Genomic DNA, 20022 nt, shown 5'->3' on the forward strand with positions numbered 1-20022 from the left:
CGCGGCCGTGACGTTTCCGAATCGTCGGCCGCGACGGCTGCGCGGCACCGCGGCGATGCGCCGGCTGGTGGCGCAGACGTCGCTGGAGCCGCGGCATCTGGTGCTGCCGATGTTCGTCGCCGACGGGATCGACGAACCGCGCCCGATTGGGTCGATGCCGGGGGTGGTGCAACACACCCGCGAGTCCCTGCGCCGCGCCGCCGCCGAGGCGGTCGGGGCCGGGGTGGGCGGTCTGATGCTGTTCGGGGTGCCGCAGGAGGCCGACAAGGACGCCACCGGATCGATCGGCGCCGACGAGCACGGCATCCTCAACGCGGCGCTGCGGGACCTGACCGCCGACCTCGGGGACGACACCGTGCTGATGGCCGACACCTGTCTGGACGAGTTCACCGATCACGGGCACTGCGGGGTGCTCGACGCCCGCGGCCGGGTCGACAATGACGCGACCAACGCCCGGTACGTTGAGCTGGCGGTGGCGCAGGCCGAGGCTGGCGCGCAGGTGGTCTCCCCGAGCGGGATGATGGACGGTCAGGTCGCCGCGATCCGCGCCGGGCTGGACGCCGCCGGGCACACCGATGTGGCGATCCTGGCGTACGCCGCCAAGTTCGCGTCCGGGTTCTACGGCCCGTTCCGGGAAGCGGTGGCGTCGAGCCTGAGCGGTGATCGGCGCACCTATCAGCAGGACCCCGGAAACGCCCGGGAAGCCCTGCTCGAGGTGCGCCTGGACATCGACGAGGGCGCCGACATGGTGATGATCAAACCGGCCCTGGGCTATCTGGACGTGGTGCGCGCGGCCGCGGACATCTCCCCGGTCCCGGTCGCGGCCTACCAGGTGTCCGGGGAGTACGCGATGATCAGCGCCGCCGCGGCCAACGGCTGGATCGACGGACCCGCGGTCGCGCTGGAGGCGCTGACCGGCATCCGGCGGGCCGGCGCGGACATCGTGCTGACCTACTGGGCGGTGGAGGCCGCCGGTTGGCTGGGGTGACCGAACCGCAGCCGCCGACGACCCCGCCGGACGTCGACACCGCGTTCTGGCTGTGGGCGGCCGCGCTGCCGTTGATGATCATCGGTTCGGTGGTGGATCTCGTCGCCGCACCGGCGCCCGGCTCCCCGCTGGTGGTCTACGGGTTCTCCGCGATGTTCCTGTTCGTCATCGCCGCGATCGTGGTGACCTTCCTGGTGCTGCTGCGGCAGGGCTACCGGTGGGCGCGGACGCTGTTGACCGGCGGCGGGATCGCCTCGGTGATGTATGCCGGGATCAACCTGTTCAGTGTGGACCGTCCGCCGGTGGCGGCGGTCGGCTACGCCGTCTGCACGATCTTCGGCGCGGTCCTGATCGTGGGCGGGGCGTATCTGCTGCACCGCAAGGACGCCCATGCCTACTTCACCCGCTGAATCGGCGTTAGGCTGGCGCACCGTGTCAGCCACATCACCGCCGCAGCGGCCGCGCATCGTCGACGTGGCGTTCTGGCTCCTGCTGCTCGGCGCGGCCCTGCTGCTCGGTACCGGACTGGTGGTGGCCACCGTCGGGTTCGACCAGCTGCGCGCGGTGGCCCCCGAGACCTTCACCGATGACCAACTGCGCAGCTACCTGATGTTCCGCCGGGCCACCGGGCTGTTGTACGCGCTGGCCGGCGCCGGGCTGGCGTTCCTCACCGGCCGGATCCGCGGTGGGCAGGTCACCTACCGCCGCGCCACGGTCGCACTGGGTCTGGTGACGGTGGCCGTGGTGGCGGTCCTGACCGTTATCGTCGGCACCGGCGTCGCACCGCTGATCGCACTGCTGCCGGTGCTGGTGGGCGTGGTGCTGCTGACGCGGCCGACGGCCGCCGGGTGGTTCACCGACGACGTCACCGAGGACACACAGGACAGGGGAGAGCAGTGAGCGAACGCAGTGCGCCGCCGCAGGTGTTGTTCCACGAACCCGGCGCGAGCTGGTGGTGGGCGATGTTGGGTCCCGCCTCGGCCATGTCGATGCTGTTGATCCAGCGGTGGGCCGGCTACGGGGTGCAACTGCTGATGCCCGGAATCTTCCTGGTGCTGGTGACCGGCTTCCTGGCCATCCAGATCAAGGCGGCCCGGATCCACACGTCCGTCGAACTGACCCCGGAGACCCTGCGGCAGGGCACCGAAACCATCCGGGTGGACGAGATCGTGCGCGTCTTTCCCGAGCCGACCGGCTCCGAGGTCCCGAAGTGGCAGTCGGCGCGGGCGCTCGGGGAGCTCACCGGGGTGCCGCGCGGCCGCAAGGGGATCGGCCTCAAACTCACCAACGACCGCACCGCACAGGCGTGGGCCCGCGACGGCGCCGGACTGCGCACCGAACTGACCCGGCTCGTCGACGAGCGGATACCGTGACCGGCCGACGGGGCGCGATGGTGTTGCTCGTGCTGGCGCTCGGCTGCGCCGCCGGGGCGGTGGCCGGTTGGGTGGCCGCCGGTTCGACCGTGCTGGTGGCGCCGGTGCTCGACGGTGAACCGGAGACCACCTCGGTGGTCTATTCGGCGCCGCTGCTGACGCTGGCGCTGATGTCGGCGACCGCGGCCGGGGTGCTGACCGTGCTGGGCGTCGCCCGACTGCGCCGGTGATCGCGGCGGAGCTCGTCGCCGCCGCCGGGCGCCACGGTCTGCGGCTGGACCCCGCCACCGTGACGGTCAACGAGGCCGGGCTGGACTTCCGTGTCGCGCTCGCCCGGGCCGTCGACGGCGTGGAATGGGTGCTGCGGGTGCCGCGCCGTCCCGACGCCGCCGAGCGGGCCCGCGTCGAGGCGGCGGTGCTCGAATTCGTCGCACCCAGGTTGTCGGTGGCGGTGCCGGAGTGGCGGATCCAACACCCCGGAGCTGATCGCCTATCCGGCGCTGCCGGGAGAACCAAGACTCACCCTCGACGAGGGCGGACGGCCGGTGTGGCGCATCGACCCGGGCTCGCTGCGCTACGCCGAGGAACTCGGCCGGTTGCTCGCCGAACTGCACGCCGTCCCGGCCGATGAGGTGGCCGGCACCGGTCTGCCGGTCTGCTCACCCGAGCAGGTGCGGCAGCGGTGGCGGCGCGACCTCGACACCGTGTGCGCCGAATTAACCGTGCCCGAGCCGGCGCGGCGGCGCTGGCTGGACTGGCTGGCCGACGACGGCTGTCGGCCACGATGGTCGGTGTTGACCCACGGTGAGCTGTATCCCGCGCATGTGCTGGTCGATCCGGACGATCGGATCACCGGTGTCCTGGACTGGACCACCGCCGAGGTGGGTGATCCCGCGCGGGACCTGGCCATGCAGCACGCGTTGGCGCCGCCGGCCGCGTTCGACCGGACCCTCGAGGTGTACCGGGCGGCCGGCGGGCGGGTGTGGCCCCGGCTGGTCGAGCCCCGGCTGGTCGAGCCCCGGCTGGTCGAGCCCCGGCTGGTCGAGCCCTGTGCGCGGCTGTGGTCCACCGCACCGATCGGCTATGCGCTGTTCGCCCTGCAGACCGGCGACGCGGCGCACCGGTCCGCGGCCCAGGCGGGATTCGACGACCTGGCGCCGGGGTGACAACCCTCACAGCCACTTGGAACAAAACTCAAATTTTGTAACACTCGAGGCCATGACCGAACTCGTCGAAACGCCCCAGGACGCCCGCCGGGACACCCCCGATGCCCTGCCGTTGGGCCCCGATTCGCTGGTCTGGCGCTACTTCGGCGACAACCGTATGCCGCTGATCGGGCCGCGGCCCGCGGTGCTGCAGAACATGCTCGCCGAACTCGGCCAGGGCGTGCTCGACCATTCGGTGTTCTTCTCCGACACCGCCGCGCGGGTGAGGCGGTCGCTGCCGCCGATCTTCATGACCGTCTACGGCAGCGACGACGAAAACCCGGGCCGACAGGTGCGCGACTACCACACCGAGATCAAGGGCACGATGCCCGACGGGCAGCGCTACCACGCGCTGGATCCGGAGACCTACTTCTGGGCCCACGCCACCTTCGTCGACCAGGTGCTCTACTTCGCCGACACCTTCGTCAAGCGGTTGACCCGGGCCGAGAAGGAGCAGATCTACCTGGAGTCCAAGACCTGGTATCGCCGCTACGGCGTCAGTGACCGGGTCATGCCGGCCACCTACGACGAGTTCGAGCGGTATTGGGACCGGATGCTCGACGAGATCATCGTCGCGCACAAGACCGCCAAGTACGGGGTCGGCTACGTCACCAAGGGCTTCCCGTGCCCGAAGGGTGTGCACCCGGCAGTGTGGAAGGTGATCAGCGTGGTGTTCGACCCGGTGGCGGCGTTTCTGACCACCGGCGGCCTGCCGCCGCGCGCCCGGACACTGCTGAACCTGCCGTGGAGCGAGAAGCAGGAACGCCGCTATCAGCGGTTCGCCGCCTTCTGCCGGTCCAGGCCGGTGAACTGGGTGTGGGACCGGCTGCCGATGAAGGTGCGCTACAACAAGTACGCGCGCCGGGGCTATGCCCGAGCGGCCTGACCCGGCCCGTCAAGCCATCCTCGACGCCGCGGTCGTCGAGTTCGAACAACACGGCTTCCGCAAGGTCGCGCTCGAGGACGTCGCCCGGCGTGCCGGGGTCAGCCGCACCACCATCTACCGCCGGTTCACCAATCGCGACGAGCTGGTCGCCGCGGTGGTCGACCGGGAGAACGCGGCACTGTTCGCCGACATCGCCGCCGAGCTGAAACACTCGGGCCCGCAAGGTGATTACTACGTCGAGGCGTTCACCCTGGCGATCCTGAAATTCCGCCGGCACCGGGTTCTGCACCGGATGATCACCGATGAGCCGGGATTCATCCTGCACCTGGCGCAGCAGCATTGGGGCGCCGCCGTGGAGCGGATGGCCGAGGCGCTGCGGGTGATCTTCCCGGCCGGCTTCGCCGAACGCATCGGGGAGGCCGCCGTCATCGAATTCGCCGACACCATCCTGCGGTACGCGGCGATGGCGCTGTTGTTGCCCAGTGTGCAACCGCTGGACACCGCCGACGACATCCGCGCCTTCGCCACCCGGCACTTCCTGCCCAGCCTGCCGGCCGCCCTGCACACCGGGTCCGCCTGAGCCGTGGCCCACATCGTCTTCGCGGTTCCGGTCGGCGTCGGGCATGTCAACCCGACGCTGGGGGTGGCCGCCGAGCTGATCGCCCGCGGGCACCGGGTCAGCTACGCCGCCACCGAACGGCACGCGGCCCGGATCGCCGACGTCGGCGCCCGGCTGGTGCCCTACGCGACGACGCTGAGCGGGCCCGAACCGCCCCCGCAGTTCACCGCCCGCGACTTCCACCGTGCCACCGAGGCGGCGCTGCGCGAGACCGGGCACGTGCTGCCCCAGGTCCTCGACGGATTCGCCGGGGATCGGCCGGATCTGGTCCTGCACGACGCCACCATGGCCTGGTGGGGCCGGCTGGCCGCGGCCGCATGGGAGGTTCCGGTCGTCGCCGGGTGGCCCAATCTCGTCGGCAACCGGCACTGGTCGATGAACCGTTACATCAAGGTCAACCCGCTGCATCCGCGGTTGCTGTGGAACCTGTGGCGGGCGCACCGGCTGGCCCGCCGACACGGCCTGACCGGGCTCAGCCTGGTGCGGGCGACCGCCGCCGACGCCCAACTGGTCTATCTGCCCAGGGAGTTTCAGTACGCGGGCGACACCTTCGGCGCGCACTACGCGTTCGTGGGCCCCTGCCTCGTCGACCGGCCGTCCGACGGTGAGTGGCGGCCGCCGCCGGGCCGGGACGGACGCCGGGTGGTGCTGATCGCCCTCGGCACCGCCTACCACGACCGCGCGGACTTCTTCCGCACCTGTCTGGCCGCGTTCGCCGATTCCGGCTGGCATGTCGTGCTGGCCGTCGGCGACCGCGTCGACCCGGCCGGGCTGGGACCGGTGCCGCCGCACGTCGAGGTGCACGCCTCGGTGCCCCAGCTGCAGGTGCTGCGGCACGCGTCGGTCTTCGTCAGTCACGCCGGAATGGGCAGTGTGATGGAGGCGCTGGCGCACCGGGTGCCGATCGTCGCCGTTCCGCAGATGACCGAACAACAGGCCAACGCCGACCGGATCGCCGAGCTGAACCTGGGGGTGCGGCTGGGGCGCGACGAGATCACCGCGGACCGGCTGCGCTCGGCGGTGGAGCGGGTCGCCGGCAGCGCGACGATCGCAGCCGCGGTGCGCACGATGCACGACGCCATCACCGCGGCCGGCGGAGCGGCCGCCGCCGCCGACATCGTCGAGGATGTGCTGACCCGTTCTCGATGAGCGGGCGGTGTTTCGTGGGTCACCGTTGCGGGCAGTCGCTGGTAGCGGGCCGAAACCCCGGTCTGCGACTGATTTCCCACGCGACCGACATCGAGGACGTGCCCCATGACCACCGAGAAGCGCCCCGCGGAAGACTCCGAGCAGCTCACCGAGAAGCCCGAGGTCACCGACGAACATCGGGAGCAGGCCAAGGAGATGGCCAAGGCCTACGATGACAGCACTCCCACCACGACGCTGCCGGGCAGCGGTGGAACCGTCACCGGAACCGCCGTGACCGGCTGGGTCGATGAGGAGGACAAGGGCCACATCGAGACCAGCGCCGAGGAGGGCAGGGTGGAGTACCGCAACACCGAGGAATTCCGTCGGATCCAGGAGTCGTGACCGCGCTTCAACGGGTCGCACCGGCGTTCGTCGCGATGGCCCACGAGATCGTGTGGGCGACGGCCGCGACCGTGGGCGCCGACGGGGTTCCCCGCACCCGGATCCTGCATCCACTGTGGCAGTGGGACGGTGAGCGGCTCACCGGGTGGATCGCGACGGTGCCCACCCCGCTCAAACGCGGTCACATCGCCGCCCATCCGGTGGTGTCGCTGAGCTACTGGTCGCCCAGCCACGACACCTGCAGCGCCGAATGCCGGGTGCGGTGGGTGTACGACGACGCCGGCCGGTCCACGGTGTGGGAGCTGTTCAAGAACGCGCCCGGGCCGGTCGGCTACGACCCGGCGATCATCCCGCAGTGGCGGGACGGCCCGACCTGCGAGGCGTTCGCGGCGTGGCGGCTGACGCCGCTGCGGTTGCGGGTGATGCCGGGCACCGTGCTCACCCAGGGCCGCGGCGACGTGCTCCACTGGCGCGCGTAGAGCCGACACAGACACCCGACACAGACACAAGGCGGCGGATCGGTGTCACCTGCCGGCACCGAACCGCCGCATTGTCGGCGAACCGGGATTCGTCAGGACACCCGGCGCAGCAGCACCGCCTGCTCGAACGGAAGCCTGGCGAACACCCGGCGGGCCGGGCCGACCACCGACTTCGCCGCCTCGTCGCGGGACATCACCTGCGGGTCGGTCAACGTCAACGTCTTGCCGTGCCGGCGCATCCGCACCTGTTCGGCGGCCATGACGTTCTTCAACCAGTCGCGGTCCGGTCCGTACGTCAGCAGGATGGCCACCCCGTCGGCGGTGGGGAACACCGTCAACGGCGTCCGGTACTGCCGGCCCGATTTGCGGCCGACATGCTCGAGGATCCCGAACAACGGGGCCCAGCCCGCCCACAGCCGCTGGATCGGGTTGGTCACGTAGCGGTTGAACCGGGCCAGCCCTTGGGGGAGTTGCATACCGTCATCCAACTACGCGCGAAGCGGTGCGTTCAAGGGTTCGCGCGCCCACACCGGGCCGGCCGGGCATTGCGCCGGCCGGGGTTCGCGGCACAGACTCGGGCATGGCCTATCTCAAACCGCCCTGGTTCACCCGGGCGGTGTTCAACAAGATCGCGATGGCGCTCGGCGCGGGCGGCAGCGAGATCCTCACCGTGACCCGGCGGGTCAGCCGGCAGCCCCAGCAGATCCCGGTGATCCCGGTCGACGTCGACGGCAACCGCCATCTGGTGTCCACCCGCGGCGAGACGGAGTGGGTGCGCAACGTGCGGGCCGAGCCGAACGTGCTGCTGGGGGACACCCGGATGGTGGCCCGTGAGGTCCCGCCCGAAAGCCGGGCGCCGATCCTGGCCGCCTACCGGCAGAAGGCCGGGCGGGTGGTCAAAGGCTATTTCGAGGCGCTGCCCGACGACGCCGACCACCCGGTCTTCCTGCTCACCCCGGTGTCGAAAGCCTGACCCGGCTCCCACTACACCCTGTAGTTGCCGACTTGCGTGGTGCTGGGACACTGGTGGTCATGCGTGTCGACCACCCCGCCCCCGGAACCACCCGAACCTCGGCGCGCCTGTTCGCCGACGCGGCGACGGTCATCCCCGGCGGCGTCAACTCGCCGGTGCGGGCCTTCGCCGCGGTCGGCGGCACCCCGCGGTTCATCACCTCGGCGCGAGGGTGCTGGCTCACCGACGCCGACGGCAACCGCTACGTCGACCTGGTGTGCTCGTGGGGGCCGATGATCCTGGGCCACGCCCATCCGGCCGTGGTCGAGGCGGTGCAGCGGGCGGCAGCGGACGGGCTGTCGTTCGGGGCACCGACACCGGCCGAGACCGAGCTGGTCCGCGAGATCATCGACCGGGTGCCGCCGGTGCAGCGGCTTCGGCTGGTCAACTCCGGTACCGAGGCCACTATGAGCGCGATCCGGCTGGCCCGCGGTTTCACCGGCCGCGCCAAGATCGTGAAGTTCGCCGGCTGCTACCACGGCCACTCCGACGCCCTGCTCGCCGACGCCGGCTCCGGGGTGGCCACCCTCGGCCTGCCGTCGTCGCCGGGGGTGACCGGCGCCGCCACCGCCGACACCATCGTGCTGCCCTACAACGACGTCACCGCCGTCGAGCAGACCTTCGACCGCCTCGGCGCCGAGATCGCCGCGGTGATCACCGAGGCCGCCCCCGGAAACATGGGCGCCGTGCCGCCGCAGCCGGGCTTCAACGCCGCGCTGCGCCGGATCACCGCCGAGCACGGCGCGCTGCTGATCTCCGATGAGGTGATGACCGGGTTCCGGGTCAGCCGTTCCGGCTGGTACGGCCTGGAATCGGTGGAGGCGGACCTGTTCACGTTCGGCAAGGTGATGAGCGGCGGGCTGCCCGCCGCCGCGTTCGGCGGGCGCGCCGAGGTGATGGAGCGGTTGGCGCCGCTCGGGCCGGTGTATCAGGCCGGCACCCTGTCCGGAAACCCGGTGGCGATGGCCGCCGGACTGGCCACACTGCGCGCCGCCGACGACGCCGCCTACGCCACCCTGGACGCCAACGCCGACCGGCTCACCGGCCTGCTCACCTCCGCGCTGGCCGAAGCCGGTGTCCCACATCAGGTCTCGCGAGCCGGAAACATGCTGAGCGTGTTCTTCACCGACAAACCGGTGACCGACTACGACACCGCCCGCGCCAGCGAGACCTGGCGGTTCCCGCCGTTCTTCCACGCCCTGCTCGAACGCGGCGTCTACGCGCCGCCGAGCGCCTTCGAGGCCTGGTTCGTGTCCACCGCACTCGACGACGAGGCCTTCGACAAGATCGCGGACGCACTGCCGGCGGCCGCCCGAGCCGCCGGCCGAGCAGAACCGGAGGCCCGCCCGGCATGAGCGAACGAACCATCGTCCACTTCATGCGCCACGGTGAGGTGCACAACCCCGAAGGCATCCTGTACGGGCGGCTGCCCGGGTACCGGCTCTCCGAGCGGGGCCGCGCGCAGGCCGAACGGGTCGCCGAGGTGCTGGCCGACCGGGACATCGTGCTGGTGGTCGCCTCACCGCTGCAGCGCGCCCAGGAGACCGCCGCGCCGATCGCCGCGCGGCACGGCCTGACCGTGGAGACCGACGACAACCTCATCGAATCGCTCAACGTGTTCGAGGGGCAGCGGGTGTCACCCGGTGACGGCGCGCTGCGCGATCCGCGCAACTGGCGGTTCCTGTACAACCCGTTCAAACCGTCCTGGGGTGAGCCGTACCGCGACATCGTGGCGCGGATGACCACCGCGCTGGAGAAGGCCCGGGCCAAGGCCACCGGCCACGAGGCCGTGTGTGTGAGCCATCAGCTCCCGGTGTGGACGCTGCGGTCGGCGATGGAGGGCCGGCGGTTGTGGCACGATCCGCGCAAACGCGAGTGCAACCTGGCCTCGTTGACGTCGTTCGTCTTCGACGGGGACCGCCTCGTCGAGGTGAAGTACTGCGAGCCGGCCGAACTGTGAAGCGGCTGGTGGTTCTGCTGGTCGGCACCGCGATGCTGGTGCTGACCGGCTGCTCCACCGGTGATGACGCCGTCGCGCAGGGCGGAACCTTCGAATTCGTCGCCCCCGGCGGGCAGACCGACATCTTCTACGATCCGCCCGCCGACCGCGGCCGCCCCGGTCCGATCTCCGGCCCGGACCTGATGAACCCCGACGAGACGATCTCGCTGGACGACTTCGCCGGTCAGGTCGTGGTGATCAACATCTGGGGCCAGTGGTGCGGGCCGTGCCGCACCGAGATCCTCGAGCTGCAGCAGGTTTACGACGCCACCCGTCACCAGGGTGTGGCGTTCCTCGGAATCGACGTGCGGGACAACAACATCGACGCGGCACAGGACTTCATCGCCGACCGGAACATCACCTTCCCGTCGATCTACGACCCGCCGATGCGGACCATGATCGCGTTCGGCGGCCGCTATCCGACCACGGTCATCCCGTCCACCGTGGTGCTCGACCGCGAACACCGGGTCGCGGCGGTGTTCCTGCGTGAACTGCTCGCTGAGGATCTGCAACCGGTGGTGGAACGGTTGGCCGCCGAGGATCCCGCCCCGGACGGGGACGCGTCATGACCGGTTTCGCCGAGCTGGCCGCCGCCGGCCCGGTGCTGGTGGCGGTCGCGATCAGCATCCTGGCCGGGTTGGTGTCGTTCGCCTCGCCGTGCGTGGTGCCGCTGGTGCCCGGTTACCTGTCGTATCTGGCCGCGGTGGTGGGCGTGCCGAAGGAGGCCGCGCCGGTGGTCACCGGAGGTCCCCGCCGGGACCCGCCGGCCGACTCCGGAGCCGGGATGTCGCCGCGGTCGGCGCGGCTGCGGGTGACCGGCGCGGCCGCGCTGTTCGTCGCCGGATTCACCGTGGTGTTCCTGCTCGGCACCGTCGCGGTGCTGGGGATGACCACCACCTTGATCACCAATCAGGTGCTGCTGCAACGCATCGGCGGGGTGATCACCATCGTGATGGGACTGGTGTTCATCGGCTTCATCCCGGCGCTGCAGCGGCAGGCCCGGTTCGCCCCGCGGCAGTGGTCGACGGTGGCCGGGGCGCCGCTGCTCGGCGCGGTGTTCGCACTCGGGTGGACACCGTGTCTGGGCCCGACCCTGACCGGGGTGATCACCGTCGCCTCGGCGACCGACGGCGCCAGTGTCGCCCGCGGGGTGGTCCTGGTGATCGCCTACTGCCTGGGTCTGGGCATCCCGTTCATCCTGTTGGCGTTCGGTTCGGCGCGGGCGGTGCAGGGGCTGGGCTGGCTGCGGCGCAACACCCGCACCATCCAGATCTTCGGCGGTGTGCTGTTGATCCTGGTGGGCGCGGCGCTGGTCACCGGGCTGTGGAACGAGTTCATCTCGTGGGTGCGTGACGCCTTCGTCTCCGATGTGAGGCTGCCGATCTGATGTCTCTCACACAGCGCGTGCGCGCACTGATCCGCAACACCTGGCGCACGTTGACCTCGATGGGCACCGCGCTGGTGCTGCTGTTCCTGCTGGCGCTGGCGGCCATTCCGGGTGCGCTGCTGCCGCAGCGCAACCTCAACGAGGGCAAGGTCGCCGAGTACATCGCCGAGCATCCGACGCTGGGACCGTGGCTGGACCGCCTGCAGGCCTTCGATGTGTTCTCCAGCTTCTGGTTCACCGCGATCTACGTGCTGCTGTTCGTCTCCCTGGTCGGCTGCCTGACCCCGCGGACCGTCGACCACGTCCGCAGCCTGCGCGCCACCCCGGTGCCCGCCCCCCGCAACCTGTCCCGGCTGCCCAAACACCACACCGCCGACATCGCCGGGGAACCGCGGCCGTTGGCCGCCGAGATGACCCGCCGGCTGCGCGGCTGGCGCACCGCCACCCGCGAGCAGGACGGGGTCACCGAGATTTCCGCGGAGAAGGGGTATCTGCGCGAGTTCGGCAACATCGTGTTCCACTTCTCGCTGCTGGGTCTGCTGGTGGCGGTGGCGGTCGGCAAGATGTTCGGCTACGAGGGACAGGTGATCGTCGTCGCCGACGGGCAGCCCGGCTTCTGCTCGGCGTCCCCGGCCGCGTTCGACTCGTTCCGGGCCGGCAACACCGTCGACGGCACGTCGCTTCATCCGATCTGCCTGCGGGTCAACGGCTTCGACGCCGAATATCTGCCGAGCGGGCAGGCCACCTCGTATGCCGCCGACATCGAGTATCAGGCCGGCGACGATCTGGTCACCGGCACCTGGCGGCCGTACCGGCTGCAGGTCAACCATCCGCTGCGGGTCGGTGGGGACCGCGTCTACCTGCAGGGCCACGGGTATGCCCCGACGTTCACCGTCACCTTCCCGGACGGCCAGACCCGCACCCAGACGCTGCAGTTCCGGCCGGACGACATGCTGACGCTGCTGTCGTCGGGGGTGATGCGGTTCGATCCGCCGGCCGGCACCTATCCGGATCCCGACGAGCGCCGCAGGAATCAGATCGCGATCCAGGGCTTGTTCGCGCCGACGGCACAGTTCGACGGCACGCTGATGACGTCGATCTTTCCGGAACTCACCGATCCGGCCGTCGCGATCGACATCTACCGCGGGGACACCGGACTGGACAGCGGCCGCCCACAGTCGCTGTTCACCCTCGATGAGCGGTTGATCGAACAGAACCGGCTGACCAAAAAGGCGCGGGTCAATCTGCGGCTGGGCGAACAGACCCGCCTGGACGACGGCACCACGGTGCGCTTCGACAACGCGGTGCCGTTCATCAACGTGCAGGTGTCGCACGACCCGGCCCAGGTGTGGGTGCTGGTGTTCGCGTTGACGATGATGGCCGGGCTGCTGGTGTCGCTGGTGGTGCGGCGGCACCGGGTCTGGGTTCGGATCAGCCCGTCCGGCCCGGGTACCGTGAACGTCGAACTGGGCGGTCTGGCGCGCACCGACAACTCCGGCTGGGGCGACGAGTTCGAGCGGTTGACCGAGCGGCTGCTGCGCAGTGGCTCACAAACCGGCCCAGAGACCGGCACCGCAACCGGCGCCGACGCCGCTACGGCCGACCCGTCGCGAGAGAAGGTCTGATCTGGTGAGTACGGAAATCGACATCGGCCTGGCCCGCTATTCCGACTGGGCGTTCACCACCTCCGTGCTGGTGCTGATGGGTGCGCTTCTGCTGTTGGCGATCGAGCTGGCCTACGCCCGCAGCCGCAAGGTCGAGACGCGGGAACTGGCCGCCGCCGGAGTGGCCGCATCCGGGGCGGTGACCACGTCCCCCGGCGCCGCGGCACCCGGCGTCGTCGTCGAGGCCCCGAAACGTCCGGTCGATGAACGCATCGGCGGGGCCGGGCTCGCGCTGGCCTATGTCGGCATCGCCGCGCTGCTGGGCAGCATCGTGTTGCGCGGGCTCGCCACCGGGCGGGCGCCGTGGGGCAACATGTACGAGTTCGTCAACGTCACCTGCCTGTGCGGTCTGGTGGCGGCCGCGGTGATGCTGCGGCGGGCCCGGTACCGCCCGCTGTGGGTGTTCGTGCTGGTGCCGGTGCTGATCCTGTTGACGGTGTCGGGCCGCTGGCTCTACACCGACGCGGCGCCGGTGATGCCGGCGCTGCAGTCGTACTGGCTGCCGATCCACGTGTCGGTGGTCAGCCTGGGCTCGGGGGTGTTCCTGGTCGCCGGGGTGGCCAGCATCCTGTTCCTGGTGAAGATGTCGCGGTTCGGCCAGGTGGCCGGCGACGGCCTGTGGGCGCGGATCGTCGACCGGCTGCCCGACGCCCAGACCCTGGACCGCATCGCGTACCGCGCGACGATCTTCGCGTTCCCGGTGTTCGGGTTCGGCGTGATCTTCGGCGCGATCTGGGCCGAGGAGGCGTGGGGCCGGTACTGGGGATGGGACCCCAAGGAGACGGTGTCGTTCATCGCGTGGGTGGTGTACGCCGCGTATCTGCACGCCCGGTCCACCGCGGGCTGGCGGGACCGTAAAGCCGCCTGGATCAACGTCATCGGTTTCGTGGCGATGGTGTTCAACCTGTTCTTCATCAACCTGGTGACGGTGGGGCTGCACTCATATGCCGGCGTCGGCTGAGCCGACAAGTGGGGTCCAGTCGGCTGAGCCGACAAGTGGGGTCCAGTCGGCTGAGCCGACAGAATTGAGTTGACCGACGACCGACACAACAGGAGGGGACGGGCTGTTGACTGACCAACCGTCAGGATTTCGCGGTGAACAGCGGTTCCGCGATCCGGCCGCCACACCACCTCCGGAGTGGACCGCGCCCACCCCACCCGACGGTGTGCCGCACGGCCACGGCGCACCTGCGGGGGCCCCACCACCGGCGATGCCGCCACCGGCGCCGACCGCTCCGCAGGTTGCCCAGCACGGGGTCCAACAGCCCGGGGTGCCACTCCACGGGGTCCAGGCCCAGCCACCGCATACCGGGCCGCCGCCCGAGCAGGCGCCGGGAGCGCCGTATGTGGATCTGTCCACCACGGCCCTGCTCGGACAGCGCAGACCGGCACCGTCGCGCGGCTGGCGCCGATGGCTGTACCGGGCCACGTTCCGGACCGTCAACCTGGGCGAGAGCCCGAAGGTCGCTCGTCACAACGAACTGCTCAACCGGGTGCGCCACCCGCTGCAGGACTGCTACCGCATCGCGGTGCTGTCGCTGAAGGGCGGTGTCGGCAAGACCACGATCACCGCGACGCTGGGGTCGACGTTCGGGTCGGCCCGCGGTGACCGGGTGGTCGCGGTGGACGCCAACCCGGACCGCGGCACGCTCAGCCAGAAGGTGCCGTTGCAGACCCGGGCCACCGTGCGCGACCTGCTGCGCGACGCCGACCGCATCCAGACCTACAGCGATATGCGGGCCTACACCTCACAGAGCCCGAGCCGGTTGGAGGTGCTGGCCTCCGAGAGCGACCCGGCCGTGTCGGAGGCGTTCAGCTCCGACGACTACACCCGCACGTTGCGGGTGCTCGAACGGTTCTACAGCCTGGTGCTCACCGACTGCGGCACCGGGTTGATCCATTCGGCGATGTCGGCGGTGCTGGCCAACGCCGATGTGCTGATCGTGATCAGTTCCGGCTCGGTGGACGGGGCGCGCAGCGCCGCGGCGACGCTGGACTGGCTGGACGCGCACGGACATCAGGACATGGTGCGCAACTCGATCGCGGTGATCAACGCGGTGCGGCCACGGTCGGGCAAGGTCGATCTGCAGAAGGTCGTGGACCACTTCTCCCGGCGCTGCCGCGCGGTGAAGATGGTGCCGTTCGACCCCCATCTGGAAGAGGGCGCCGAAATCGACCTGGACCAACTCAAACCGCAGACCCGACAAGCGCTGCTGGAACTGGCCGCCGTCGTCGCCGACGGGTTTCCCGGCGCGCAGCAGCTTCAGAGCCCCCCGTTCTGAGCCCCCCGTTCTGACCCCCCTTGGCGAGTGGAGGGGTTACGGGCGTGGGTTCGGGTTCGTGTCTCCGCCGAGACGCCGCAGGAACTCCGGATCGTCGTCCGGGCCGATGACACGAGTGGTCGGGCGGCTCTCGTAGGCGCGCGCCAGCCGCCAGCCGAGGTAGACCACGCCCAGCACGATCAGGGTCACGAGCAAGTACGCCACTCAACAACCTCCTTGAGGCCAATATACGCGTCGGCGGTAGGCTCCGATTCGTGACGGAGAATCGGTCCGCTACCCGTGTGGTGCTGGATGTGCTGGCCTATGTGCTGGCCCGGCTCGCGCTGGTCGCGGCGCTGACGGTGCTGATCATCGTGGTGGGCCGGTTGTTCGGGATCGACGAGTTCCCCGTGGTGGTGGCGATGCTGTTCGCATTGGTGATCGCCCTGCCGCTGGGCATCTGGTTGTTCGCGCCGTTGCGCCGCCGCGCCACCGCCGGGATGGCCGAGCTCAGTGAGCAGCGCCGCAAGGAACGCGAGGCACTGCGCGCCCGGATGCGTGGGGAAACCCCGCCGGACACAAAGTCCGACTGAGCGCCTCTCCGGCGGTGTTGGTCTGCGCCTACTCGGCGGCGTCGCGTAGGACCCGCCGCAACCGGTCGAGCGGGTCGCCGTCCCGCGGATGCAGCCGTAACGGTTCCCGGGGCGCCTCGCCGTCCGGCGCGGTCGCCGCACCGACCGGCGGGGGCGGGGGAGGTGGCGCCGACGGCGGCGGGGGTGCGGCCGGGGGCGGTTGCCCCAACCCGGCCAGCTTCGCGGTCAACCGGGCCGCCGCGTCGGCCCGCACGGCCCGCCGCTCGGGATCGGGATCGGTGTTGCCGGCGAAGCACGCCGGCGGCGCCTCGTCGACGATCCGCAGCGCGCTGCGGTAACGCTCGCGAGCGGCGTCGGGCCGGCCCGCCCACGCGGCGTGGTCGCCCTGCCGTTCCCGCACCAACTCCAGATTGATCCGCACCGGACAGGAGTGCGGCGCCGCGGTGCCGGACAGGACCTCGGTGAACCGTGCGTCGGCGTCGGCGAGTCGGCCGTCGAGCACCGCGAGGGTGCCCGCCGCGAACCGCGCCTTCTGCGGTTCGATCACATCGGCCAAGTGCAACGTCGCGACGTCCCGGCGCAGCCCGTCGGCGTCGCCCGCGGCGAAATGCGCTGCCGCCGAGTGCCCGGCGATCACCACCGAGATCAGCTTGATCGCGGTCAGCAGGACCCCGACGGCGACCGGGGCCGAATAGATGAGCAGCCGGCGACGCAACCGCACCCGTGCCGGGAGCCGGCCGGTCACGGCTGCACCGCCTGACGAGCCGGCCGGGTACGCCGGACATCGCGCAGACCGAAATAGATCTCGGCGAGCAGCAGCGCGGCCGCGACCATGGCGAACACCCAGTACAACTCGATCCGGGCGGTCAGGGCACCCGATGCCGACGCACCGCCGGTGGTCGGAGGCCCCGGCTGGGGCAGCTCGCGGCCCGCGGTGCGGTGCAGATAGGGCACCCCGAGCTGTTCGGCGATCCGTTGCAGCCCAGCCTCGTTCAACGGCGACCCGGACGTCTGCCGGATGTCCTCGGGGTTGCCGTAGCCGTACACCGCACCGCCGTCCACCAGACTGCGCCCGGCCGCCCCGGCGATCAGATCGAACTCCCCCTGCGGGGCTTCGGACGCGCCGGCCCCGGAACCGAAATAGAACACCAGGTTCGCTGACTCCGGATACTGCTGCGCGGCGGCGATCAACTGATACCGCAGCACCGTCGCCGCGGCGGCCGCGTTGACCCGGGACGGATCGCCGTTCTGATCACGCCACGGCGTCAGCCGGTCGACGACGGGTTGCAGGCTCCACACGTCCGCGGACAGCGGCCATTCCAACGCCGGCCGGGCCGCGAACGACAGCAGCGCGAACCGGGCACGGGGATAGCGTTCGGTCAGCGCGGTGATGTCATCCCGGATGCCGGCCATCCGGTCGACGCCGTCACCGTGGTCGGCGACCGCGGAATCCGCTGAGCGGTCGACGATCAGGAACACATTGGTGTCGGCACCACCGGCGGTCTCCCCGGAGGTGGCGTCCTTGACGTGCAATGTCGGCCGCGCGGCGGCGATCAGCAGCAGGGCGATGGCGATGGTGACCCCGCACCACCGCAGCACCGCGGCGCGGCCGGCGGCCAGGGCCGGACGCAGCGTCAGCGCCCGCAACGCGACCAGCGCGGCGGCGATCACCGGCAACACCACCACGTGCAGCACCGGCTGGAACGTCATCGCCGCACCCCCACCAGCGCCAGCGCCAGCAGCATCGCACCCAGCACCGCCGCGATCAACGGGGTTACCGGATGATCACCGGTCCCCGCGCCCGCCCCGCGGTGCGGCACCGCGGGTGGGGCGGCGAGGATCGCGTCCAGATGTGCGGCCACCGTGGCGGCGTCGGCGTCGGGAGGCACCGAGAAGTACTGTCCGCCGGTGGCGTCGACGACACCGCCCAACGGGTCCTCGCGACCACCGATCGCGATCGCGTTGACCTGCACACCGGCGTCGGCGGCCAACTCGGTCACCTGCTGATCGGTGAACAGCGCCGGTCGGTCGTCCGCGGGGTCGCCGAGCGTCGGCGGCCCCAGGTAGATCAGTGAGCGGCGGCGCGGTCCCGACTCGTCGGCGGACGGAAACCCGGTCAGGCACAACGCAAGCTGGTCATCGACGGTGGCTGCGTAGTCGGTGTAGGTGACCGCGGGTGCGAAGCCGGCGGCGGCGCTCGCGTCGCCGGCCGGGTCACCGGTTGTGGCCAGCTCACCGAAGCGGGCGGCTGCGAACTGGTGGTCGCGGGTCAGCGGGATCACCCGCCGATTCGGTGAGGTGAGCCCGATGCGCTGACCGCCGTCGCCGGTCGGGTGCTCGGCGAAGAAGCCGAAGAACGCACCGGTCACCCGCTGGGTCAGCGGCGCGGCGACGCACAACATGAGGTCGTCCGGGCCGTCGGAACCCGAGCCCGCCCCCGTCGGTTGCGCGGGCCGGGCGGCGGCCAGCACGGCCGCCCCGAACACCAGCACCAGCAGAGCGAGCGCGATGATCACCGCCAGCGACCGCACCCTGGCCACCCGGATGTACTCCGGCAGCCGGGTCAGCCGGCGGGTGTTGGCCAGCAGCACCGGTTCCGGGTGCTGCCTCTCCAGCGGCAGCAGCCACGCCGCCGCGACCACGGCGGCGAGGCCGAGCAGTCCGATGACCGCGACGGGCCACCAACTCAGGACCATGTCCGCACCAACTCCTCGGCCTTCCGCCCGACGCTCGCCACGTCGACGCCGGGGGCGGCGGCGAATCGGGCCTCCTCGAGCTCGGCGAACAGCTCTGCGGCGTCGGCGAGTCCGGTTTCGGCCAGCTCGTCGAGCTGCAGATACTGGGCCGGGACGCCGGTGGCCTGGTGCAGGAAGCTGCGCAGCGTGCGGCTCAGCCGTGTCCCGGCCTCGGCAGCGGACAGCTCACCACGGCGGTGACCGTCGGTGACGGCGCGCACGGCGCGGCCGAACCGGCGCCGCAGCACCCGCGCATGCATATCGCGCAGCACCGGGATGCGGCGCAACCGCTGCGACGGCAGCGTCCACACCAGCGCCGCGGCGTACCAGAGGATCAGCACGGCGAGCAGGGCCAGCCCGATCCACAGCCACACCGTTGAATACGTCTCGGGCCCGCCGACGAAGCGCAACAGCTCATCGGGCACGGGCCAGCCTCTCGGTCAACGCCACCAGGTTGCGGCGGATCTCGGAGCTGCCGCCGATCACGGTGTACGGCACCCCGCACGTCGTCATGAATTCGTCGAGTCGGCGTACCCGGGCCTGTTCGGCGCGCCGGTACGCGTCGATCACCCGGGCGCCCAGGACGGCGCCGTTGAGGACGACATCGCCGGTGCCGACGTCGTAGCCGTCCTGCGCGGCCGCACCGGAACCGACGGCCGGCCGGTCGGCGACCATCGCCCACATCAGGTCGTGCCGGGCGGTCAACCGGGACAGCGTCGTCGCCAGCCGCTGTGTCGGCTCGGGTTCGTCGGACACCACGACCAGCAACATCTGATGCCGGTAATGCGTTGCGGCATAGTCGAGCTGACATATGACGTCGCTGCGTCCCGGGCGGCCACACACCTGCTCGTGGTAGCGGTGCAGCATGCTCTCGAGGTGGCACTCCCCGCGGCCCGCGCGGATGTTCACACAACCGCGGACGTCGCCGTACACCATGCCGACCTGATCCGAGCGGCGCATGGTGATCAGCCCGAGCGCACCCATGATGTGAAGTGCGACATCGTGTTTGCGTTCCCCGCTGGGGGCGGACGCGGTCATGTTGCGGCCGGCGTCGGCGACGATCAGCACCTTGTGGTGTTGCTCGGAGACGAACCGTTTGATCAGGATGTCGCCGGAGCGGGCCGACGCCTTCCAGTCGATGTCGCGGACGTCGTCGCCGGGCACGTAGGGCCGCAGATCGTCGAATTCCATGCTGCGGGTGTGCAGCAACGCGTAACGGCCGCCCTCGAGCAGGCCGCGGACATCGGTGCCGAAGTGACGTTTGGCGGCGTCGAGGTATTTGCCCACGGCG

At 70.8% G+C, this 20022-nt stretch carries 28 protein-coding genes; 21 read left to right on the forward strand and 7 right to left on the reverse strand.

The annotated features are described in order from the left end of the window. Window positions 1-7 precede the first annotated feature (7 nt). From hemB to CKW28_RS03035, 12 genes are all read left to right on the forward strand, one after another. Window positions 8-988: a porphobilinogen synthase gene (gene hemB, locus CKW28_RS02985; protein ID WP_003926541.1), complete on the forward strand. Its 981-nt coding sequence runs from the start codon at window positions 8-10 to the stop codon at window positions 986-988. Further along, window positions 985-1398 carry a hypothetical protein gene (locus tag CKW28_RS02990; RefSeq protein WP_003926540.1) on the forward strand — a complete coding sequence of 138 codons (414 nt, stop codon included), beginning with the start codon at window positions 985-987 and terminating at the stop codon, window positions 1396-1398. The genes hemB and CKW28_RS02990 overlap by 4 nt, the downstream gene beginning before the upstream one ends. Window positions 1399-1420: 22 nt before the next feature. Next, window positions 1421-1888, forward strand: a complete 468-nt coding sequence (locus CKW28_RS02995) for a hypothetical protein (RefSeq protein WP_003926539.1) — start codon at window positions 1421-1423, stop codon at window positions 1886-1888. Next, window positions 1885-2361 (forward strand): transport-regulating membrane protein Mce1N, encoded by a 477-nt coding sequence (mce1N, locus tag CKW28_RS03000; RefSeq protein ID WP_003926538.1) that lies wholly within the window; start codon window positions 1885-1887, stop codon window positions 2359-2361. Before CKW28_RS02995 ends, mce1N begins: the two co-directional genes overlap by 4 nt. Before the next feature lie 17 nt (window positions 2362-2378). Further along, entirely contained in the window at window positions 2379-2591 is a 213-nt protein-coding gene (locus tag CKW28_RS03005; protein ID WP_081475567.1) for a hypothetical protein, read from the forward strand. 119 nt (window positions 2592-2710) lie between these two features. Then, on the forward strand, window positions 2711-2992 hold the full coding sequence (locus CKW28_RS24370; protein ID WP_328588396.1) for a hypothetical protein: 282 nt from the start codon (window positions 2711-2713) through the stop codon (window positions 2990-2992). Next, the gene (locus tag CKW28_RS03010; protein ID WP_235653879.1) at window positions 2907-3527 is read left to right on the forward strand and encodes a phosphotransferase; all 621 of its coding nucleotides are present in this window, start codon (window positions 2907-2909) and stop codon (window positions 3525-3527) included. Before CKW28_RS24370 ends, CKW28_RS03010 begins: the two co-directional genes overlap by 86 nt. Window positions 3528-3579: 52 nt before the next feature. Next, window positions 3580-4452, forward strand: coding sequence for an oxygenase MpaB family protein (locus CKW28_RS03015; RefSeq protein WP_003926535.1), 873 nt, complete (start codon window positions 3580-3582; stop codon window positions 4450-4452). Continuing rightward, entirely contained in the window at window positions 4436-5032 is a 597-nt protein-coding gene (locus CKW28_RS03020) for a TetR/AcrR family transcriptional regulator (protein ID WP_003926534.1), read from the forward strand. The genes CKW28_RS03015 and CKW28_RS03020 overlap by 17 nt, the downstream gene beginning before the upstream one ends. Window positions 5033-5035: 3 nt before the next feature. Next, window positions 5036-6220 carry a macrolide family glycosyltransferase gene (locus CKW28_RS03025; protein WP_003926533.1) on the forward strand — a complete coding sequence of 395 codons (1185 nt, stop codon included), beginning with the start codon at window positions 5036-5038 and terminating at the stop codon, window positions 6218-6220. 105 nt (window positions 6221-6325) lie between these two features. After that, complete coding sequence (locus CKW28_RS03030) at window positions 6326-6601, forward strand: hypothetical protein (RefSeq protein ID WP_003926532.1); 276 nt, start codon at window positions 6326-6328, stop codon at window positions 6599-6601. Then, complete coding sequence (locus CKW28_RS03035; RefSeq protein WP_003926531.1) at window positions 6598-7080, forward strand: pyridoxamine 5'-phosphate oxidase family protein; 483 nt, start codon at window positions 6598-6600, stop codon at window positions 7078-7080. The genes CKW28_RS03030 and CKW28_RS03035 overlap by 4 nt, the downstream gene beginning before the upstream one ends. A 92-nt stretch (window positions 7081-7172) precedes the next feature. Here CKW28_RS03035 and CKW28_RS03040 read toward each other — a convergent pair whose 3' ends face one another. Continuing rightward, complete coding sequence (locus CKW28_RS03040; protein ID WP_003926530.1) at window positions 7173-7556, reverse strand: nitroreductase family deazaflavin-dependent oxidoreductase; 384 nt, start codon at window positions 7554-7556, stop codon at window positions 7173-7175. Window positions 7557-7660: 104 nt separating this feature from the next. Between CKW28_RS03040 and CKW28_RS03045 the strand changes: the two genes are divergently transcribed. The 8 genes from CKW28_RS03045 to CKW28_RS03080 all read left to right on the forward strand — a co-directional run bounded on the left by CKW28_RS03045 (window position 7661) and on the right by CKW28_RS03080 (window position 15424). Continuing rightward, a complete protein-coding gene (locus tag CKW28_RS03045) occupies window positions 7661-8053 on the forward strand; it encodes a nitroreductase/quinone reductase family protein (protein WP_003926529.1) in 393 nt (130 codons plus the stop codon). Between the two features lie 59 nt (window positions 8054-8112). Next, window positions 8113-9447, forward strand: a complete 1335-nt coding sequence (gene hemL, locus CKW28_RS03050; protein WP_003926528.1) for a glutamate-1-semialdehyde 2,1-aminomutase — start codon at window positions 8113-8115, stop codon at window positions 9445-9447. After that, a complete protein-coding gene (locus tag CKW28_RS03055) occupies window positions 9444-10052 on the forward strand; it encodes a histidine phosphatase family protein (RefSeq protein ID WP_003926527.1) in 609 nt (202 codons plus the stop codon). Before hemL ends, CKW28_RS03055 begins: the two co-directional genes overlap by 4 nt. 32 nt (window positions 10053-10084) lie before the next feature. After that, window positions 10085-10660, forward strand: coding sequence for a TlpA disulfide reductase family protein (locus CKW28_RS03060; RefSeq protein ID WP_085975168.1), 576 nt, complete (start codon window positions 10085-10087; stop codon window positions 10658-10660). After that, on the forward strand, window positions 10657-11478 hold the full coding sequence (locus CKW28_RS03065; RefSeq protein ID WP_003926525.1) for a cytochrome c biogenesis CcdA family protein: 822 nt from the start codon (window positions 10657-10659) through the stop codon (window positions 11476-11478). Before CKW28_RS03060 ends, CKW28_RS03065 begins: the two co-directional genes overlap by 4 nt. Then, complete coding sequence (gene resB / locus CKW28_RS03070; protein ID WP_040547229.1) at window positions 11478-13103, forward strand: cytochrome c biogenesis protein ResB; 1626 nt, start codon at window positions 11478-11480, stop codon at window positions 13101-13103. The genes CKW28_RS03065 and resB overlap by 1 nt, the downstream gene beginning before the upstream one ends. A 4-nt stretch (window positions 13104-13107) precedes the next feature. Then, window positions 13108-14103 (forward strand): c-type cytochrome biogenesis protein CcsB, encoded by a 996-nt coding sequence (gene ccsB, locus CKW28_RS03075; RefSeq protein WP_003926523.1) that lies wholly within the window; start codon window positions 13108-13110, stop codon window positions 14101-14103. Between the two features lie 106 nt (window positions 14104-14209). Then, the gene (locus CKW28_RS03080; RefSeq protein ID WP_040547227.1) at window positions 14210-15424 is read left to right on the forward strand and encodes a MinD/ParA family ATP-binding protein; all 1215 of its coding nucleotides are present in this window, start codon (window positions 14210-14212) and stop codon (window positions 15422-15424) included. Window positions 15425-15460: 36 nt separating this feature from the next. Here CKW28_RS03080 and CKW28_RS23845 read toward each other — a convergent pair whose 3' ends face one another. Further along, entirely contained in the window at window positions 15461-15628 is a 168-nt protein-coding gene (locus CKW28_RS23845; protein ID WP_085975138.1) for a hypothetical protein, read from the reverse strand. Between the two features lie 50 nt (window positions 15629-15678). Between CKW28_RS23845 and CKW28_RS03090 the strand changes: the two genes are divergently transcribed. After that, window positions 15679-15996: a DUF4229 domain-containing protein gene (locus CKW28_RS03090; RefSeq protein ID WP_040547225.1), complete on the forward strand. Its 318-nt coding sequence runs from the start codon at window positions 15679-15681 to the stop codon at window positions 15994-15996. A 28-nt stretch (window positions 15997-16024) separates the two neighbouring features. Here CKW28_RS03090 and CKW28_RS03095 read toward each other — a convergent pair whose 3' ends face one another. From CKW28_RS03095 to CKW28_RS03115, 5 genes are read right to left on the reverse strand one after another with little or no spacing between them, the layout of a single operon-like run. Next, window positions 16025-16741 carry a hypothetical protein gene (locus CKW28_RS03095; protein ID WP_003926519.1) on the reverse strand — a complete coding sequence of 239 codons (717 nt, stop codon included), beginning with the start codon at window positions 16739-16741 and terminating at the stop codon, window positions 16025-16027. After that, window positions 16738-17706, reverse strand: a complete 969-nt coding sequence (locus tag CKW28_RS03100) for a hypothetical protein (protein ID WP_003926518.1) — start codon at window positions 17704-17706, stop codon at window positions 16738-16740. The genes CKW28_RS03095 and CKW28_RS03100 overlap by 4 nt, the downstream gene beginning before the upstream one ends. Continuing rightward, window positions 17703-18692, reverse strand: a complete 990-nt coding sequence (locus CKW28_RS03105) for a hypothetical protein (protein WP_003926517.1) — start codon at window positions 18690-18692, stop codon at window positions 17703-17705. Before CKW28_RS03105 ends, CKW28_RS03100 begins: the two co-directional genes overlap by 4 nt. Further along, a complete protein-coding gene (locus tag CKW28_RS03110; protein WP_003926516.1) occupies window positions 18683-19156 on the reverse strand; it encodes a hypothetical protein in 474 nt (157 codons plus the stop codon). The genes CKW28_RS03105 and CKW28_RS03110 overlap by 10 nt, the downstream gene beginning before the upstream one ends. Next, window positions 19146-20018, reverse strand: coding sequence for a DUF58 domain-containing protein (locus tag CKW28_RS03115; RefSeq protein WP_003926515.1), 873 nt, complete (start codon window positions 20016-20018; stop codon window positions 19146-19148). The genes CKW28_RS03110 and CKW28_RS03115 overlap by 11 nt, the downstream gene beginning before the upstream one ends. Window positions 20019-20022 lie beyond the last annotated feature (4 nt).

Origin of the sequence: Mycolicibacterium thermoresistibile, from assembly GCF_900187065.1 — a bacterium.
Taxonomy (GTDB): Bacteria; Actinomycetota; Actinomycetes; order Mycobacteriales; family Mycobacteriaceae; genus Mycobacterium; species Mycobacterium thermoresistibile.

Coding starts and splice junctions, on each gene's coding strand:
- CKW28_RS03105 (WP_003926517.1), bottom strand. CDS start 18,692: ATGGTCCTGAGTTGGTGGCCCGTCGCGGTCATCGGACTGCTCGGCCTC.
- CKW28_RS03055 (WP_003926527.1), top strand. CDS start 9,444: ATGAGCGAACGAACCATCGTCCACTTCATGCGCCACGGTGAGGTGCAC.
- CKW28_RS03020 (WP_003926534.1), top strand. CDS start 4,436: ATGCCCGAGCGGCCTGACCCGGCCCGTCAAGCCATCCTCGACGCCGCG.
- CKW28_RS03045 (WP_003926529.1), top strand. CDS start 7,661: ATGGCCTATCTCAAACCGCCCTGGTTCACCCGGGCGGTGTTCAACAAG.
- resB (WP_040547229.1), top strand. CDS start 11,478: ATGTCTCTCACACAGCGCGTGCGCGCACTGATCCGCAACACCTGGCGC.
- CKW28_RS03005 (WP_081475567.1), top strand. CDS start 2,379: ATGGTGTTGCTCGTGCTGGCGCTCGGCTGCGCCGCCGGGGCGGTGGCC.
- CKW28_RS03040 (WP_003926530.1), bottom strand. CDS start 7,556: ATGCAACTCCCCCAAGGGCTGGCCCGGTTCAACCGCTACGTGACCAAC.
- CKW28_RS03060 (WP_085975168.1), top strand. CDS start 10,085: ATGCTGGTGCTGACCGGCTGCTCCACCGGTGATGACGCCGTCGCGCAG.
- hemL (WP_003926528.1), top strand. CDS start 8,113: ATGCGTGTCGACCACCCCGCCCCCGGAACCACCCGAACCTCGGCGCGC.
- CKW28_RS03030 (WP_003926532.1), top strand. CDS start 6,326: ATGACCACCGAGAAGCGCCCCGCGGAAGACTCCGAGCAGCTCACCGAG.
- CKW28_RS03015 (WP_003926535.1), top strand. CDS start 3,580: ATGACCGAACTCGTCGAAACGCCCCAGGACGCCCGCCGGGACACCCCC.
- CKW28_RS03065 (WP_003926525.1), top strand. CDS start 10,657: ATGACCGGTTTCGCCGAGCTGGCCGCCGCCGGCCCGGTGCTGGTGGCG.
- CKW28_RS03100 (WP_003926518.1), bottom strand. CDS start 17,706: ATGACGTTCCAGCCGGTGCTGCACGTGGTGGTGTTGCCGGTGATCGCC.